Source organism: Thiemannella venezuelensis (genome assembly GCF_014203605.1).
In the GTDB taxonomy this organism is placed as follows: Bacteria; Actinomycetota; Actinomycetes; order Streptosporangiales; family Streptosporangiaceae; genus Planomonospora_A; species Planomonospora_A venezuelensis.
The window spans coordinates 79,213-96,585 of sequence record NZ_JACHJJ010000013.1; the positions used below are offsets into that span (position 1 = coordinate 79,213).

The window sequence follows — 17,373 nt, forward strand, 5'->3', positions numbered from 1 at the left end:
GCCGGACTGATCCGGGCGGACATCCCTTGCCGGAGCGATCACGCCGCTCGTAGCTTCTCCGCTGTACGGCCCCGCCGGCCCAGAGGCGGAGCACCTTCCTGAGGAGACCCTGGTGAGCGGAGTTCGTGCCGGCCGGCGGCTGCTGGCGGTGGCTGTGGCGGGAATCGCGGTATCGGCGGTCACGGCCGCGCCCGTCGCGGCGGCAGGCACCGCCGACGGGGCCTTCGAGGTCGTCGCCAAAGGACTCGACAGCCCGCGCGGGCTGTCCTTCGGCCCCGACGGCACCCTGTACATCGCCGAGTCGGGACACGGCGGGAAGATCAGGTGCGCCACGCCGCCCGCGGCGCCCGGCGAGAAGGCGGAGAAGATCTGCTTCGGCCTCACCGGCCGGATCAGCACGCTCAAGGACGGCAAGACCTCCGTGCTGGTGAAGGGGCTGCCCTCGGCGGCCAGCGGCCCGTTCGCCCTCGGTCCGCACGACGTCGCGCTCACCGGCGAGGGCGACCTGCTGGTCACGATCGGCTTCTCGGGCGACACGAGGTTCCGCGCCAAGCTCGGCCCCAAGGCCAGGACCCTCGGCACGCTGCTGACCCTCTCGGCGGGCGGCAAGCGCCTCTCCGCCGCCGACCTGGCCGCCCACGAGACCAGGCACGACCCCGACCGCAAGGACAAGGGCAGCGCGGTCGACTCCTACCCGTTCGGCGTCGCGCCGCTGCCCGGCGGCGGCGCGCTGGTCACCGACACCGGCGGCAACACGGTGCTGCGGGTGAGCGCGAAGGGGAAGGTCAGCACCGAGGCGGTCTTCCGCGCCCGCTCCGTGGCGGCCCCGCCGGAGCTCAAGATGCCCAAGGGCAGCAAGATCCCGATGCAGTCCGTGCCGATGGGCATCACCGCGGGCCCGGACGGCGCGTTCTACGTCGCCGAGCACGGCGGCTTCCCCAACCCCGAGGGCTCGGCCCGAGTCTTCCGTCTGAAGGGCGGCAAGGTCACCGTCGCGGCGAAGGGCTTCACCACGGTCGCCGACGTGGCCTTCGACGCCCAGGGCCGGCTGGTCGTCCTCGGCTCGGTCGGGCCGATCCCCGCCGACCACATGACCAGGACATCCGTCTACCGGATCGAGCCCGACGGCGCCCGCACCGAACTCCTCGAGCCCGGCAGGCTGACCACCCCCCTCGGCGTGGCCGTCGGCCCCGACGGTGCCGTCTACGTAGCAGACAAGGCCATGGTGCCCGGTAAGGGCGAGGTGCTCCGGATTCCCGTCGCGGAGTGACCCCGCAGGGGAGGAACGAGGGGCGCGCCCGGGCCTGGGCGCGCCCCTCGCGCCGTTCCGGGACCGGACTCCGGTCCCCGCCCCGCCTCCCCTCATCGTCCCCGCCCGATCCGTCCCGCCCCCACCTGTCCGGCTCCCTTCTCCGCCACCGGCTCCCGCCGGATCTCCCCGCGCCGGCGGGATCTCTCCCCGCCCGGGAATCGTTGAAGTGGTCGAGAGAAACGACGGAGGTGCGATGCTCGCCGCCCTGACCGGCCTGGGTCTGTCCACCGCGGCCGGGCTGAACGCCTACATCCCGCTGCTGGTGGTGGGCCTGCTGGCCAACGTCACCGACCAGGTACGGCTGCCCCAGGAGTTCGCCTGGCTGGCGAACGGCTGGGTGCTCGCCATCGTCGGCGTGCTGCTCCTGGCCGAGGTCGTGCTGGACAAGGTCCCCGTGGTCGACAGCGTCAACGACATGATCCAGACGGTGGTCCGCCCGGCCTCCGGCGGCGTGGTGTTCAGCGCCACCGAGGCCGCGGCCCGCCTCGACGGCTCGACCTGGATGAGCGAGCACCCCTGGGCGGGCTGGGTGCTCGGCATCGGGGTCGCGCTGGCCGTGCACGTGATGAAGACCACCGCCAGGCCCGTGGTCAACGCCTCGACCGCCGGAGTCGGCGCGCCGGTCGTGAGCACGGTCGAGGACGCCGGCTCGCTCGGCATCAGCCTGGTCGCGGTCTTCCTGCCGGTCCTCATCCTCGTGGTGGTGGCCGGGCTGGCCCTGCTCGCCTGGTGGCTGCTGCGGAGGGTACGGCGCCGCCGCCGCATGCGAGGCCGCGGCGGGGCGCGTCCCGGCTGACCTCCGGCGGCGCTCCGGCGCCCGCGCAGGGACCACCGGCCGGCGGGAACCCGCGGCGGGGGCGGCCCGTTACCCGGATGTCCGGAAACCACGGGCATGCGGGCATGCGGGATATGCTCGAAGGACCCGACGAACCCCACCGGGAGGTGGCTCCGATCAGCACTATCATCACCATCGCCCTGGTGGTCCTGCTGTTCCTCCTCATCCTGGGAGGGGCCGGGATCTACCTGCTGGTCAAGGTGGGCAAGAAGGCCACCAAGAAGGCCCGCAAGGTGGCGACCCGGGCGGTCACCCACGTGGCCGCGATGGATCCCGGCGACGCCGGCGAGGCCGAGCGCATGCGGCTGGACCTGCGCCGCGAGGTCTCCATCACCCGCCAGGCCGTGGACCACGCCCTGCAGGGCGGCTGGGGCCTGGGCGAGCTGCCCCAGCTGGTGGCCGAGATCGGCTCGCACGCCGACCAGCTCGACGCCCAGCTGAGCCGCTACGCCCAGCAGAGCCGCGTCTCCGCCTATGTCGACCACGCCGCGCTGGCCCGCCTGCGCGAGCAGCACGCCAAGCTGACCAGGGCCTGCGCCCGGATCCGCGCCGACCTGATGAACGACCAGATGGCGCACACGGCCAGCGGCATCGACGAGATCCAGAGCCGCACCGACCTGGAGATCGAGGCCCGCCGCACGGCCCCGGTCGCCGACCCCCTGGACCAGATCGACGAGCTCTACCAGCGCACGATGATCGACCGCGCCCGCCCGGAAGAGCCCCGCTGACGACTACCGTCTGTGGCATGATGGACACGCAGTGTCGATCTCATCGCCATGGAGGAGGTCAGGGATGACCACGGCATTGCCCGAGTGGTTCTATCCGGGTCCGCCCGGCGGATGGACGGCCGACATGCTCGACCACCTCCCCGCGGATGCACCCCGGCGCGTCGAACTGATCGACGGGTCTCTCATCATGATGTCGCCGCAGTCGGCCTTCCACATGTTCGTCATCAACCTGTTGATCGACGAGGAACGTGGAATCAAGCCGCCCGCAGATCTCATCGTCATGCGAGAGATGACTGTGACTCTCGGCTTGCGACAGCGCCCTGATCCCGACGTTGTCGTCGTCAACAGGGCCGCGTTGACGAGCCTGCGCGTGACGTCCTTCAAACCGGAGGATGTGCATCTCGTCGTCGAGGTGGTCTCCCCCGAGTCCATGGAGCGGGATCGGACCACCAAACCCGTCAAATACTCGAACGCGGGCATCAGATATCTCTGGCGGATCGAGCAGGAGGACGAGCGACCGGTCGCCTACACCTTCGAGCTGGAGCCGGCCGTGAAGGCCTATGTCCCCACCGGGATCCACCGCGAACGGCTCCGGACGAACATCGGCTTCGATGTGGACATCGACCTCGACCTCAGCGGGTTCATCTCCCGCTGAGGCTCTTGCGCATCCCACGCCGGGCGTGCCCCGGGTGAACGGGGCGAGGCCCCTGTCAGCCGCCGGCGATCTCCCAGATCCCTTCCAGCTCCTCGTAGGCCGCCCCGGCGTTGATCCTGGCGCGCATGGCCTGGGCCTGCGCCGTGGTCGGCAGGAAGCCCTCCAGAAGGACGGGCAGCCCCACGCGCCAGCCCAGCACCGCGTGGGGCGACTGCCGGTGCGGGGCGCGCAGCACGGAGACGCCGACCCGGACGGCGTGCTCGTTGCCCGGCGGGACTCCGGGGCGGTCGGTCTCGACCGCCGAGTAGCGGAATCCGTCGGCCAGGTCGCACGGCGGGCAGCCGCGCGGGCCGCGGCCCAGCCGCGAACCGCACCCGGTGCACGCCAGCCGGTCCAGGGCGGCGTCCACGACCCGCCAGTCGTGCCGGTCCGGTTCCTCGGCGACCATCCCGGCGATCGCCGCCTCCTCCTCCGGAGACGGCTCCGCCGTACCGAACCCGCGCCGCAGGAAGCCGCGCCAGCCCTCCTCGACGAGGCCGTCGAGGAGGGCCAGGCAGCGGGTGCAGTCAGGAGCTCCGCCGTACTCCCGGCACCCGCACCCGGTGCACCTGCTCACGTGACCCCCGCCTCGCGCATGTCGCGGACCTCCCGCTTGAGCTCCTTGATCTCGTCGCGGAGCCGGGCGGCGACCTCGAACTGCAGGTCGGCGGCGGCCTGGTGCATCTGCTCGGTGAGCGACCCGATCAGCTCCTCCAACTGGGCCCGGGGCATCTCCCCCGCGATGGCCTTGGCGTGCTGGCCCGCCGCTGTCGTGCCGGAGGCGCGCGATGGACGCTGCGCCGCGAAGCCGGGGACCGGAGCCTTGCCGCGCGACTGCTGGCGGCCGCTGCCGCCCAGGAGCTGGGCGGTGTCGGCGTCCTCGCGGGTGAGCGAGTCGAGGATGTCGACGATCTTCTTGCGGAGCGGCTTCGGGTCGATGCCGTGGGCCTCGTTGTAGGCCACCTGCTTGGCCCGGCGGCGGTTGGTCTCCTCGATCGCCCGCTCCATGGAGGGGGTGATCCGGTCGGCGTACATGTGCACCTGGCCGGAGACGTTGCGGGCGGCGCGGCCGATGGTCTGGATGAGCGAGGTCTCCGAGCGGAGGAAGCCCTCCTTGTCGGCGTCGAGGATGGCCACCAGCGACACCTCGGGCAGGTCGAGGCCCTCGCGGAGCAGGTTGATGCCGACGAGCACGTCGAACTCGCCGCTGCGCAGCTCGCGCAGGAGCTCGATGCGGCGCAGGGTGTCGACCTCGCTGTGCAGGTAGCGGACCCTGATGCCCAGCTCCAGCAGGTAGTCGGTGAGGTCCTCGGACATCTTCTTGGTCAGGGTGGTGACCAGGACCCGCTCGTCCTTCTCGGTGCGGGTGCGGATCTCGTGGACCAGGTCGTCGATCTGGGACTTCGTCGGCTTGACGACGACCTCGGGGTCGACCAGGCCGGTCGGCCGGATGACCTGCTCGACCACCTCGCCCTTGGCCCTGCCCAGTTCGTACGGTCCCGGGGTGGCCGACAGGTAGACGGTCTGGCCGATCCGCTCCAGGAACTCCTCCCACTTCAGCGGGCGGTTGTCCAGCGCCGAGGGCAGGCGGAAGCCGTGGTCGACGAGGGTGCGCTTGCGGGAGGCGTCGCCCTCGTACATCGCGCCGATCTGCGGGACGGTCTGGTGGGACTCGTCCAGGACCAGCAGGAAGTCCTCGGGGAAGTAGTCGAGCAGGGTGTTGGGGGCGCTGCCCGCGGCCCGGCCGTCCATGTGGCGCGAGTAGTTCTCGATGCCGGAGCAGGTGCCGATCTGGTGCATCATCTCCAGGTCGTAGGTGGTCCGCATGCGCAGCCGCTGGGCCTCCAGCAGCTTGCCCTGGCGCTCCAGCTCCTCCAGCCGCCCGGCGAGCTCGTCCTCGATGCTCCGGACGGCGCCGGCCATGCGCTCGGGGCCGGCGACGTAGTGGGAGGCGGGGAATATGTAGAGCTCCTCGTCCTCCGTGATGACCTCGCCGGTCAGCGGGTGCATGGTGGCGAGCTTCTCGATCTCGTCGCCGAACATCTCGATCCGGACGGCGAGCTCCTCGTACTTCGGGATGATCTCGATGGTGTCGCCGCGCACCCGGAACGTGCCGCGGGTGAAGGCCAGGTCGTTGCGGGTGTACTGCATGTCGACGAGGCGGCGCAGCAGGTCGTCGCGCTCGACCTCCATGCCGACGCGGAGCCGGGCCATGCGGTCGACGTACTCCTGGGGGGTGCCCAGGCCGTAGATGCACGAGACCGAGGCGACCACGATCGTGTCGCGGCGGGTGAGCAGGGAGTTGGTCGCCGAGTGCCGCAGCCGCTCGACCTCGTCGTTGATCGAGGAGTCCTTCTCGATGTAGGTGTCGCTCTGCGGGACGTACGCCTCCGGCTGGTAGTAGTCGTAGTAGGAGACGAAGTACTCGACGGCGTTGTTGGGCATCATCTCGCGCAGCTCGTTGGCGAACTGCGCGGCGAGCGTCTTGTTGGGCTGCATGACCAGGGTGGGGCGCTGCAGCCGCTCGATCAGCCAGGCGACCGTGGCGGTCTTGCCGGTGCCCGTGGCGCCCAGCAGGACGTTGTCCTTCTCCCCCGCCCTGATGCGCCGCTCCAGCTCGGCGATCGCCCCTGGCTGGTCTCCCGACGGGACCATGTCCGTGATGACCTCGAAGGGGGCCACCTTGCGCTGCAAATCTGTTACCGGCCTCACCTGTCCCACTGTAGGCGGCAGGACCGACAATCTTTATTCAACCGTTCGGCAAGTGACCCGCAAGCCAGATGCTCTTTACTCTCACACGTACCTACTCTCGCCATGAGTGACATATCGGGCTTTCAGTGCATGACCATCTCGGAGGTGTGATGTCCCGGCCAAGAGAGGCCGTCCGGCAGGCGGCCACGGCGGCGGCCCAGGCGATCGCGCAGGGCGGTGACCCCCGCCAGGCGGTCGGGCAGGCCGTCGGCCAGGTCGCGGGGCAGTTCTCCGGGCAGGCACCCGGCGAGAAGGGCTTCGCGCTCAACCCCTCCGACTTCCTCGCGGCCCGCGACCAGGGCGTCTCCACGGGCACGGTCATCGAGGCCCGCGGCGCGTCGCTGAACGAGGCCGGCGAGATCATCAACCGGAGCTTCAGCGAGCGCGGCCAGAACGGCGAGGCGGTCCACGTGATCTCCCCCGTCGTGATCCCCAAGGGGACCACCGCCCGCGTGGTCGTCCCGCTGGTCGTGCTGGCGCTGCTCGGCGTGGTCGGCCTGGTCGCCACCGGGCTTCCGGAGGGCGCGCGGGCGCTGTTCGGCCCGCACTACTGGGCCGTCCTGGTGCTGGCCGCCGCGTTCCTGTGGTGGCGGCGGAGCGTGGTGATGGTGCCCGAGGGCTGCAAGGCCCTGATCACCAAGTTCGGCAAGCTCGTGCAGATCGCCGAGCCGGGCCGGGTGACGCTGCTCAACCCGTGGAAGCGGGTCAGCTACATCGTCAACACCACCCGCGAGTACCCGTTCAACGCCCCCATCCGCGAGGCCCCGACCCAGCAGGGCGTCAAGGCCAGCGTGGACCTGTTCCTGCAGTTCCGGATCGAGGACCCGGCCGAGTTCATCTTCGTGCTCGGCTCGGTCGGCGGCTTCCAGGCCAAGCTGCAGAACGCCATCAGCGAGGTCACCCGCTCCCTGATCTACGCCCAGCGGGCCGAGGACATCTACGACCTGGTGGGCGAGAGCACGCTCGGCATGCTGGAGAGCCTCAACCAGCAGTTCCTGCCCGCCGTACGGCTCACCGACGTGAACATCACCCACGCCGAACCCTCCAGCCAGGAGTACCGGATGGACCTGGCCGCCCCGGAGATGATCCGGGTGGCCAAGGAGGCCTACACCTACGAGTACGAGCTCCAGCTCCGCAAGGAGCAGAACGAGGGCGACCTGGTCAAGGAGCTCGCCGGCCTGCAGGAGCAGCTGTCGGCCATCCACGCCGAGATCGCCGGCTACCAGGCCCGGATGGACACCGCGCTGGAGCGCGCCTCCCACCAGGCCAAGGCGCAGGCGGGCCAGCGGCTGGTCGAGGCGGAGTCCACCGCCAAGGCCAACGCGGCGCTGCTGGAGGCCCAGGCGCTCGACATCAGGGCGCTGAGCGCCGCCGAGGCGCCGGAGATCCTGGACTACCGCTTCCAGCAGGACCTGCTCGACAAGCTGGAGTCCGTGGCCTCGCACCTGCCCCGCGTGGTCCAGGTCGGCGAGACCGTCGACATCGACCTGCTGGCCCTGGCCCAGCAGCTCGTCGGCGGCCGCGAGACCGCGCTGTTCTCGGATGCGGACATGGCCGCGATCCGGGCCCGGATCACCGAGATCGGCAAGCGCGTCGGCGAGCGCGAGGCGGAGATCTCCGCCCTGCTCAACCCGGCCGCCGCCGGATCCTCCTCCGGGACGGTCCCGCGCACCGCCCCGGACTCCGGCGAGCCCCCCACCGAGAACACCGCCGAGAACACCGTCGAGAACACCGTCGAGATCGCCGTGCCGCGTGCCGCGCAGGAAGAGGCCTGAGGACATGAGCAGAGAGTTCTCGAAGATCAAGGAGTCCCTGGCGGCCTGGTCCGACATCCGCCAGCTGCTGCGCGGCGGCGAGTCCGGCCAGCTCGTCCCGGTGGTCATCCCCAAGGACCGCCGCGGCTTCGCCTGGGTGACGCTGCTGTTCTTCTCGGTCTACCTGGCCGGCACCGCGGTGTCCGCCGGCGGCGCCCTCGGCCTGCTGGCCGGGGCCGGTGCGGTGTTCTTCCTGTTCGCCGCGGTGATCTGGCTCTGGCGCAGGGCCATCATCGAGATCGAGGAGGGCACCACCGGCGTGCGCAGCCGGTGGGGGGCGATCACCGGCGTCCTGCCCCCGGGCCGCCACTACCTGTGGCTGCCGTGGGACCGGGTCGACGCGGTGGTGGACACCTCCACCGAGATCCCCTACTCGGCGCCGATCGTGGCCTGCCCGACCGCGGAGAACGTGCCGCTGAAGTCGATCGAGTTCTTCCTGAAGTTCCGCATCGTCGACCCGGTGGCCTTCGTCCGGACGATCGGCGCGGGCAACTTCGACCTCGTGCTCAGCAGCGCCGTGCAGGACGCCATCCGCCAGCGCAGCCGCCTGGTGAACACCGAGCGCGCCTACGACCTGCGCGGCTCCGACGTGGGCGACATGCAGGACGCCCTCAACCGCCAGCTCGGCCGGTACGGCGTGCGGATCACCGGCGCCAACATCCCCGACGTGCAGCTGCCCGACGCCTACCAGCAGCACCTGGCGACCAGGGAGAAGGTCGCCAAGGAGATGTCGGCCTTCGAGCGGGAGTGGGAGCTCACCCGCAAGCGCAGGATCGACACGCTGCTCATGGAGATCGAACGATCGAAGAAGACCCGGGACGCGCGTATCGTCGAGGTGAGAGCCGCCGCCAACACCGCGCGCAAGGACGTGGCCCGCATGCTGGAGGAGCACGAGACCGAGGCCCAGCGGGTGCGCTGGGAGATCGAGGCCCGGGGCAGGGCCGAGCTCACCTCGGCCGAGAACGAGGCCAAGGCGCTGCGCCGCCTGGCCGAGTCCTACCGGGACAACCGCGCCGTGCTCCAGTACGAGCTGGCCCGCCGCCGCCTGGACGTCGGCGCCCGGCTCGCCGAGAGCGCGCCGCGCCCCGTCGTCGTCCGCACCGCGGGCGCGCAGGGCGACTCCTCGGCGCTGTCCACCCTGCTCATGGCGCAGATCCTGCCGCAGCTCGGCGGCGGGAACGGCCGGGCGGGCTCTTCCGTTGAACACAGCGCAGACCGCTGATCAACTCCGTAACATCCCACTGATTCACGACCACTGAAAAACCTTCTCAACCTCTGGGAGTCTCTCGATGGTGTTCCGCAAGCTGAAGGCCGCGTTCGGCGCCGGTGTCGAGGTCGACACGGTCCTGCAGAACTCGAACGTCCGGCCCGGCGAGACCCTGCGCGGGCAGGTCAACTTCCGCAGCAGCAGCAGCGACTACAAGGTCGAGGGCATCTTCATCGACTTCACCGCGGTCGTGGAGGTGGAGAGCGGCGACAACGAGTACAAGACGACCTACAGCTTCCTGCGCCAGCAGGTCGCGGGCCCGTTCCACCTCGCAGGCGGCGCCGCGCACTCGACCCCCTTCGAGATCCAGGTCCCGTGGGAGACCCCGATCAGCGCCATCGGCGGCCACCCGCTGCGCGGCATGCAGCTGGGCGTCGCCACCGAGCTCGCCCTGGCCGGCGCGCTCGACAAGGGCGACCTCGACCCGCTGTTCGTCAACCCGCTGCCCGCCCAGGACTACGTGATCCGCGCCCTGGACGGCCTGGGCTTCCGCTTCAAGAAGGCCGACCTGGAGCGCGGCACCCTGCACGGCTCGACGATGCCGTTCTTCCAGGAGATCGAGTACTACGCGGGCCCGGACTGGGGCCGCCACTTCAACGAGCTGGAGCTGACCTTCATCTCGGGGCCGAACGCGATGGACGTCATCCTGGAGGCCGACAAGCGCGGCGCCTTCGGCGGCAGCCACGACACCTACAGCCGCTTCACGGTCCGCTACACCGACAACCCCGCCCAGGCCGACCAGGCCCTGCGCGGCGGCCTGCAGGCGATGGCCAGCAAGCGCGGCTGGTTCTGACCCTCCCCGTCGTACGGCCCCGCCCCGGCTTCAGTGCCGGAGCGGGGCCGTCGGCCTGTTCCGGCCGCTCCGCGGCGGGCGGGACCGTGGAGACCCGGCCCTCCGAAAAGGGTCAGGTCCTCGCGGAGAGCTCGGCCCAGAGGTCGTCCACGCGGGCGTCCAGGTCCTCCAGGGAGCCCTCGTTGGGGATGACGACGTCGGCGACGGCCAGCCGGTCCTCCCGGGCTGCCTGGGCCGCGATCCGGGCGCGGGCGTCCTGCTCGGTCATGCCGCGCACCCCGACCAGCCGGGCCAGCCGCACCTCGTCGGCCGCGTCGACGACGACCACCACGTCGTACATCGGGGCGAGTCCGTTCTCCGCCAGCAGCGGCACGTCGTAGACGACGACCGCGTGCTCGTCCGCCCGGCTCTGCAGCTCGGCGACCCTGGCTCCGACCAGGGGGTGCACGATGGCGTTGAGGGCGGCGAGTCTCTCGGAGTCGGCGAACACGATCGAGCCGAGCCTCTCCCGGTCGAGCGTGCCGTCCTGGCGGAGCACCTCGTCCCCGAAGACCGCGACGACCCTGGCCAGCCCCTCGGTCCCCGGCTCGACCACCTCCCGGGCGATCTTGTCGGCGTCGATCACCATCGCGCCCCGGGCCGACAGCCTCCGCGACACCTCGCTCTTGCCGGACCCGATCCCGCCGGTCAGTCCCACCTTCAGCATGATCCGCAGCATACGGGTACGGCCGGCGTCCGGGGGACCCCGGACGCGGTCACGCGGTCTCCCGGCGCAGATGCACCAGGGTGAGGTGGTCGCTCATCCGCTCCCGGCGCGTCTCGCGGTAGCCGTGCCGCCGGTAGAGGCGCAGGTTGCCGTCCGACAGGTGGCCGGTGAACAGGTCGAACGCGAGCGCCGCGGCCTCCTGCTCGTGCAGGGCCGCCAGCAGCGCCCCGCCGATCCCCCGGCCCTGCAGGTCCGGTGCGACGACCAGCCGCCCGACCAGGCAGGTCGTCCGGGACAGCCGGCCCCGGACCGCGCCGACGATGCGGCCGCCGTCGCGCGCGACGAGCACGGTCCCGGTCTCGATGGCGTTGCGCACCTGCTCGACCGGCTCGATCAGGGGCGGGATGAACGGGTCCCCGTAGAGCTGGGCCTCGCTCACGTAGGCCGCGCGCTGCACGGTCAGGATCTCGCCCGCGTCGCCGGGCCCGGCCCGTTCGATGTCCGCCACGGCGCCACCCTAGCGGAGGCGGGGAGGACCCGGCGGCGGCGGGAAGGGGGCCCGGGGAATGACCCGGGGAAGGGGTGGAGCGGGGAAGGCGGGCGCGGAGGAGCCCGGGCGGGAAAAGGGGAAGGGCCCCGCCGGAGCGGGGCCCTTCAGGGACTACCGGTGCCTCACCGGGCGGGTTCCGGACTGGTGAGGCACGGGGCCTCCCAGCGGCGCGGAACCTCTGCGGTGCAGGCTCAGCTCTGACCGCCGGCGAGCTTCTCGCGCAGGGCCGCGAGAGCCTCGTCGGAGGCGAGGGCGCCCGCCGCCGGAGCGTTGGAGCCGCTGCTGGAGCTGGTGGAGGGGGTCTCGCCGGAGTAGGACGTGGGGGCCTCCTCGCCCGCCTCGGCCTCGGCCTTGCGGGCCTCCTCGACCTGCTTCTTGTGCGCCTCGAAGCGGGTCTGGGCCTCGGCGTACTGCCGCTCCCACTCCTCGCGCTGCTTGTCGAAGCCCTCGAGCCACTCGCCGGTCTCCGGGTCGAAGCCCTCGGGGTAGATGTAGTTGCCCTGGTCGTCGTAGGTCGCCGCCATGCCGTACAGCGTGGGGTCGAACTCGACGTCGGCGCCCATCGCACCCTCGTTCGCCTGCTTGAGCGAGAGCGAGATCCGGCGGCGGTCGAGGTCGATGTCGATGATCTTCACGAAGATCTCGTCGCCGACCTGGACGACCTGCTCGGGGATCTCGACGTGGCGCTCGGCCAGCTCGGAGATGTGGACCAGGCCCTCGATGCCCTCCTCGACGCGGACGAACGCGCCGAACGGCACCAGCTTGGTGACGCGGCCCGGCACGACCTGGCCGATCTGGTGGGTGCGGGCGAACTGCTGCCACGGGTCTTCCTGCGTCGCCTTGAGCGACAGGGAGACGCGCTCGCGCTCCATGTCCACGTCGAGGACCTCGACGGTGACCTCCTGGCCGACCTCGACGACCTCGGACGGGTGGTCGATGTGCTTCCAGGACAGCTCGGAGACGTGGACCAGGCCGTCGACGCCGCCGAGGTCCACGAAGGCGCCGAAGTTGACGATCGAGGAGACGACGCCCTTGCGGACCTGACCCTTCTGGAGGGTGTTGAGGAACGTCTGGCGGACCTCGGACTGGGTCTGCTCCAGCCAGGCGCGGCGGGAGAGAACCACGTTGTTGCGGTTCTTGTCCAGCTCGATGATCTTCGCCTCGAGCTCGCGGCCGACGTACGGCTGCAGGTCGCGGACACGGCGCATCTCGACCAGGGAGGCGGGGAGGAAGCCGCGCAGGCCGATGTCGAGGATGAGGCCGCCCTTGACGACCTCGATGACGGTGCCGGTGACGATGCCGTCCTCGTCCTTGATCTTCTCGATCGTGCCCCAGGCGCGCTCGTACTGGGCGCGCTTCTTGGACAGGATCAGACGGCCTTCCTTGTCCTCCTTCTGGAGGACCAGGGCCTCGACGTGCTCACCGACCTCGACGACGTCCGCCGGGTCGACATCATGCTTGATCGAGAGCTCGCGCGAGGGGATGACACCCTCGGTCTTGTAGCCGATGTCGAGCAAAACTTCGTCTCGATCGACCTTGACGACGGTGCCCTCGACGATGTCGCCGTCGTTGAAGTACTTGATGGTCAGGTCGATCGCGGCGAGGAACTCTTCCTCGGACCCGATGTCGTTGACCGCTACCTGCGGGGTGCTCGAGGTGGCCTCAGTGCTGCTCGTCATGTGTGGAATTGCTCCGAACGCGGACAGATGTCGATGTGGCGAACGCGCGGCAGGCCTTTGAATCGTTCAGCCGAAGGATTTTTTCATCGACGTGATCGAGCGCGAGCCCACTCCGTCCGAGACGCGCGCGAGCCCACAGCGCAGCGATCAGCATATGAGACCAGACGGGCCTGGTCAATCCGGAGACAGGCGTCACCGGAGACCACCCGGGGGCGAAAACGACGGCAGGCGCGGTCAATACGCGTTGACCTGCTGTCTCCGCTTGGAGCTGATATTACCCCGAAGTTTGCCCGGGATGGAGATGCGTTCGGGATCGCCGTCGGCGGTGTAGCGCTGATCGGGGTGCTTTTTCAGCCACTCCAGCCAGTACTGCGAGCACCACCTGCGGCACTCGCCCTTCTTGCCGTTGCTCTGGATGCGCTGGATGGCCCGCCAGTCGTAGTCCTCGGTGAAGGGCGAGACCGACGGCTGCGCACCGGCGAGGAAGACGCCCTTGAACCTGAACGGAGTCCCGTCCCACTTCCCGCGCTGCACCGTGGACCTGGCCCCCGGCATCGCGCCGAACGGCAGCGCCAGCGTCTCCGACGGGCCGGCGCCGAGTTCGCCGAGCATCCGCTCGACCCGGACGAGCTGCTCGGCGATCCGCTTCCTGGACAGCCCCGGCAGGTACGGATGGCTCCAGGTGTGGTTGGCCACCTCGAACCCGCGCGAGGCCAGCCACTGCACGGCCCGCGCCTGGTCGGCCCGCTTCTGCAGGCCGAACGGCTGCCGGTTCACCCAGAAGGTGGCGACGGGCCGGAAGTCCGGGTACTTCTCGGCGACCTGGTAGATGATGCCGACCGCGGTGTCCTTCACCGGCACACCCGCCTCGTCCAGCGCGAAGTGGCTGGAGTGGCCGTCGTCGAAGGTCAGCACGACCGGGTGCTTCCCGGCCGGGATGTCCATCCGCCCGGTGACGAACTCTCGCGCGGTGACCGGCACGTATCCGTCCCTGGCCAGCTTCTCCATCTCCCCGCGCACCTGCGCGGGGGTGCGGTCGATGGAGGCCCGCCGCTTCTTCACGATCCGGTGGTACATCAGCACGGGGACCAGCCCCGCCTCGTTGGCCTTCACCTGCCGGGCGAACTCCGGGGTCGCCACGACCGCCGGAGGCAGGTCGGCGGAGGGCAGCTCGGCCTCGGGCGGCGCGGCCGGGCCCTTGGGGCCGCCCGAGGCCCCCGCGGAGGCCGAGGTGTGCCGGGCGGCCGGCTCCTCCGGGGTGGGCAGGACCAGGAGCACCCCGACGGCGACGACCAGGACCACGGCGTTGGCCACCATGACGATCTGCGTGAGAAGGGTTGGACTCCGCACAAAACTCCCGTGCCCGTTCTGGTTCCGGCTCCGTCCACCCTAGAACAGACTCAGACAAGCCAGACCACTCCGGCAACCGCCGTCACAACCGGACGGGCACGGCACTCGACATCAGTGGCCGGCGTCCTCCCAGGTGCGGCCCACGCCCACGGAGACCTCCAGCGGGACGCGCAGCGCGTACGCCGCGTTCATCCGCTCGCACACCAGCTCACGCAGGGTCTCCAGCTCTCCCTGCGCCACCTCGAACACGAGCTCGTCGTGGACCTGCAGCAGCATCCGGGAGCCCATCCCCGCATCCCGCAGCGCGCCTCTCACGTGGAGCATGGCGACCTTGATGATGTCGGCCGCCGACCCCTGGATGGGCGCGTTGAGCGCCATCCGCTCGGCCATCTCGCGGCGCTGCCGGTTGTCGCTGTTGAGGTCGGGCAGATAGCGGCGGCGGCCCATGATGGTCTCGGTGTAGCCGTCCTGCCGGGCCTGGGCCACGATCGCGTTGAGGAAGTCGCGGACGCCGCCGAACTCCTCGAAGTACTCGTTCTTCAGGCCTCTGGCCTCCGCGACCGGGATGCCGAGCTGCGCGGCCAGCCCGAAGTCCGACAGGCCGTAGGCCAGGCCGTAGTTCATCGCCTTGATCCGGGCCCGCATCTCGCCGTCGACCTGGGCCGGCTCGATGCCGAAGACCCGGGCGGCGGTCGCCTGGTGGAAGTCGTGCCCGGACGCGAAGGCCGCGATCAGCGCCTCGTCGCCGGACAGGTGCGCCATGATGCGCAGCTCGATCTGGCTGTAGTCGGCCGTCAGCAGCGTCTCGTAACCGGAGCCGACCACGAATCCCTGCCGGATCCGCCGCCCCTCCGCGGTGCGGATCGGGATGTTCTGCAGGTTGGGCTGCTTGGAGCTCAGCCGCCCGGTCGCCGCCACCGTCTGCTCGAACGTCGTGTGGATCCGGCCGTCGTCGGCGATCTCCTTGATCAGGCCCTCGACGGTGGTGCGCAGTTTGTCCTGGTCGCGGTGGCGCAGCATGATCGTCGGCAGCTCGTGCTCGGTCTGCGCGGCCAGCCAGGCCAGTTGCTCGGCGTCGGTGCTGTAGCCCGTCTTGATCTTCTTGGTCTTGGGCAGCGCCAGCTTGACGAAGAGGATCTCCTGCAGCTGCTTGGGCGAGTTGAGGCTGAACTGCTCGCCCACGGAGGCGTGGGCGGCCTCGACGGCCTGCTTCACCGCCGCCCGGAACTCCTCCTCCAGCCCGTTGAGGTGGTCGCGGTCGGCGGCGATGCCGGTGCGCTCCATCTCCGCCAGGACGGTCAGCAGGGGCAGCTCCACCTCCCGCATCAGGCGGACGCCGCCGAGCGGCTCCAGGAACGCCTCCAGCGCCTCGGCGAGGTCGCGCACGGCCGCCGCCCGCAGCGCGAGGTCGCGGGCGGCGTCGGCGTCGGCGTCGTCGAAGAGGCTGGTCTGGCCGTCCGCCGCGGCCTCGCCGCGCAGCTCCCGCCTGAGGTAGACCCGGACCAGGTCCTCCAGCGGGAAGGAGCGCTGGCCCGGCGTCGCCAGGTAGGCCGCCAGCGCCGTGTCGCACGACAGCCCGCGCAGGTCCATCCCCTGCGCCCACAGCGCCAGCATCGAGCCCTTGGCGTCGTGCACGGCCTTGGCCTTCGCCTCGTCGCCCAGCCAGGCGCGCAGCGCCGCCTCGTCGCCCTCGGTCAGGCCGGCCGGGTCGACGAACGCCGCCCGCCGCCCGCCGTCCTCGCCTGCCGGCGCCGCGATCGCGACGCCGTCGATCCGGCCGGTGCCGCCGGCGTGCACGCCCGTGAAGGCCAGCCCGGCCCGCCCCGCGGGCAGCCCGTCCAGCCACCCGGCCACCTCGCCGGCTCCCAGGACCGCCACCTCGACCTCGAAGCCGTCGGAGGCCTCCGGCTCGGGCGAACCGAGGGTCTTGAAGAGCCGGTCGCGGATCTCGCCCCGGAACTCCAGCGCGTCGAGGATCTTGTCGATCTCCCCGCGGTCCCACTGGCCGATCGTGAGATCCGGCACCTGCCGCTCCAGCGGGACGTCCCGGATGAGCTGGGTGAGACGGCGGTTCATCAGCACCTGGCCCAGGTTGTCGCGGAGCTTCTCGCCGACCTTGCCCTTGACCTCGTCGACCCGGTCGACCAGCTCCTCCAGCGAGCCGAACTCGCGGATCCACTTGGCGGCGGTCTTCTCCCCCACGCCCGGGATGCTCAGCAGGTTGTCGCTGGCGTCGCCGCGGATGGCGGCGAAGTCGGGGTACTGGGCCGGGGTGAGGTCGTACTTCTCCAGGACCGCCTCGGGCGTGAACCGGGTCATGTTGCTGATCCCGACCCGGGTCATCAGCACCGTGATCCGCTCGTCGACCAGTTGCAGCGCGTCGCGGTCGCCGGTGACGACCAGCACGTTCATGTCCTGCTCCGCGGCCCGGGTGGCGAGCGTGGCGATCAGGTCGTCCGCCTCGTAGCCCGCCAGCGACAGGTGCGGCACGCGCAGCGCGTCGAGCATCTCGTGGATCAGGCTCATCTGGCTGCGGAAGCTGTCGGGGCTGGCGCTCCGGTTGGCCTTGTAGTCGGCGTACTCCTCGTGCCGGAAGGTCGGCTCGGACCGGTCGAAGCAGACCGCCACGTGGGTCGGCTGCTCGTCGCGGAGCACGTTGACCAGCATCGACGTGAACCCGTAGACCGCGTTGGTCTTCTGCCCCGTCGAGGTGGAGAAGTTGTCCTCCGGCAGCGCGTAGAACGCCCGGTAGGCCAGGGAGTGGCCGTCCAGCAGCAGGAGGCACGGACGGGTGGGGGTCGCTTCGCTCTTCGGCACAGCAGAAGCCTAGTCTCCTGGTACGACAGAAAACCGGACCTCCCGCGACACCAGCACGACAGGAGACCCCCTTGACT

14 protein-coding genes are annotated in these 17,373 nt (G+C 70.7%); 7 read left to right on the forward strand and 7 right to left on the reverse strand.

The features are described 5' to 3' along the window. Positions 1 to 112 precede the first annotated feature (112 nt). The 4 genes from FHS22_RS19785 (at position 113) to FHS22_RS19800 (ending at position 3,530) form a co-directional block, all read left to right on the forward strand. Entirely contained in the window at positions 113 to 1,270 is a 1,158-nt protein-coding gene (locus FHS22_RS19785; protein WP_184943707.1) for a ScyD/ScyE family protein, read from the forward strand. 235 nt (positions 1,271 to 1,505) lie between these two features. Further along, positions 1,506 to 2,108, forward strand: coding sequence for a DUF4126 domain-containing protein (locus FHS22_RS19790; RefSeq protein ID WP_184943708.1), 603 nt, complete (start codon positions 1,506 to 1,508; stop codon positions 2,106 to 2,108). Positions 2,109 to 2,221: 113 nt separating this feature from the next. Further along, the gene (locus FHS22_RS19795; RefSeq protein ID WP_221473846.1) at positions 2,222 to 2,875 is read left to right on the forward strand and encodes a hypothetical protein; all 654 of its coding nucleotides are present in this window, start codon (positions 2,222 to 2,224) and stop codon (positions 2,873 to 2,875) included. A 64-nt stretch (positions 2,876 to 2,939) separates the two neighbouring features. Further along, positions 2,940 to 3,530, forward strand: a complete 591-nt coding sequence (locus tag FHS22_RS19800; protein WP_184943709.1) for a Uma2 family endonuclease — start codon at positions 2,940 to 2,942, stop codon at positions 3,528 to 3,530. 55 nt (positions 3,531 to 3,585) lie between these two features. Here the strand turns inward: FHS22_RS19800 and FHS22_RS19805 are convergent, their stop codons facing one another. Further along, entirely contained in the window at positions 3,586 to 4,146 is a 561-nt protein-coding gene (locus FHS22_RS19805; RefSeq protein WP_338047835.1) for a hypothetical protein, read from the reverse strand. Beyond that, positions 4,143 to 6,281 (reverse strand): excinuclease ABC subunit UvrB, encoded by a 2,139-nt coding sequence (gene uvrB, locus FHS22_RS19810; RefSeq protein ID WP_338047836.1) that lies wholly within the window; start codon positions 6,279 to 6,281, stop codon positions 4,143 to 4,145. The genes FHS22_RS19805 and uvrB overlap by 4 nt, the downstream gene beginning before the upstream one ends. Before the next feature lie 149 nt (positions 6,282 to 6,430). On the opposite strand from uvrB, the gene FHS22_RS19815 reads away from it, so the two are divergent. The 3 genes from FHS22_RS19815 (at position 6,431) to FHS22_RS19825 (ending at position 10,194) form a co-directional block, all read left to right on the forward strand. Continuing rightward, positions 6,431 to 8,095 carry an SPFH domain-containing protein gene (locus FHS22_RS19815; protein WP_260408105.1) on the forward strand — a complete coding sequence of 555 codons (1,665 nt, stop codon included), beginning with the start codon at positions 6,431 to 6,433 and terminating at the stop codon, positions 8,093 to 8,095. A gap of 4 nt (positions 8,096 to 8,099) precedes the next feature. Next, on the forward strand, positions 8,100 to 9,356 hold the full coding sequence (locus tag FHS22_RS19820; protein ID WP_184943710.1) for an SPFH domain-containing protein: 1,257 nt from the start codon (positions 8,100 to 8,102) through the stop codon (positions 9,354 to 9,356). A 67-nt stretch (positions 9,357 to 9,423) separates the two neighbouring features. Continuing rightward, the gene (locus tag FHS22_RS19825; protein ID WP_184943711.1) at positions 9,424 to 10,194 is read left to right on the forward strand and encodes a sporulation protein; all 771 of its coding nucleotides are present in this window, start codon (positions 9,424 to 9,426) and stop codon (positions 10,192 to 10,194) included. A gap of 112 nt (positions 10,195 to 10,306) precedes the next feature. On the opposite strand, the gene coaE is transcribed toward FHS22_RS19825, so the two are convergent. The 5 genes from coaE to polA all read right to left on the reverse strand — a co-directional run bounded on the left by coaE (position 10,307) and on the right by polA (position 17,296). Beyond that, positions 10,307 to 10,900: a dephospho-CoA kinase gene (gene coaE, locus FHS22_RS19830; protein ID WP_184943712.1), complete on the reverse strand. Its 594-nt coding sequence runs from the start codon at positions 10,898 to 10,900 to the stop codon at positions 10,307 to 10,309. Positions 10,901 to 10,949: 49 nt separating this feature from the next. Then, positions 10,950 to 11,408: a GNAT family N-acetyltransferase gene (locus FHS22_RS19835; protein ID WP_184943713.1), complete on the reverse strand. Its 459-nt coding sequence runs from the start codon at positions 11,406 to 11,408 to the stop codon at positions 10,950 to 10,952. A 233-nt stretch (positions 11,409 to 11,641) separates the two neighbouring features. Continuing rightward, a complete protein-coding gene (gene rpsA / locus FHS22_RS19840) occupies positions 11,642 to 13,129 on the reverse strand; it encodes a 30S ribosomal protein S1 (RefSeq protein ID WP_184943714.1) in 1,488 nt (495 codons plus the stop codon). 234 nt (positions 13,130 to 13,363) lie between these two features. After that, positions 13,364 to 14,479 carry a polysaccharide deacetylase family protein gene (locus FHS22_RS19845; protein WP_338047837.1) on the reverse strand — a complete coding sequence of 372 codons (1,116 nt, stop codon included), beginning with the start codon at positions 14,477 to 14,479 and terminating at the stop codon, positions 13,364 to 13,366. A 111-nt stretch (positions 14,480 to 14,590) separates the two neighbouring features. After that, positions 14,591 to 17,296, reverse strand: a complete 2,706-nt coding sequence (gene polA / locus FHS22_RS19850) for a DNA polymerase I (protein ID WP_184943715.1) — start codon at positions 17,294 to 17,296, stop codon at positions 14,591 to 14,593. Between the last annotated feature and the right edge of the window lie 77 nt (positions 17,297 to 17,373).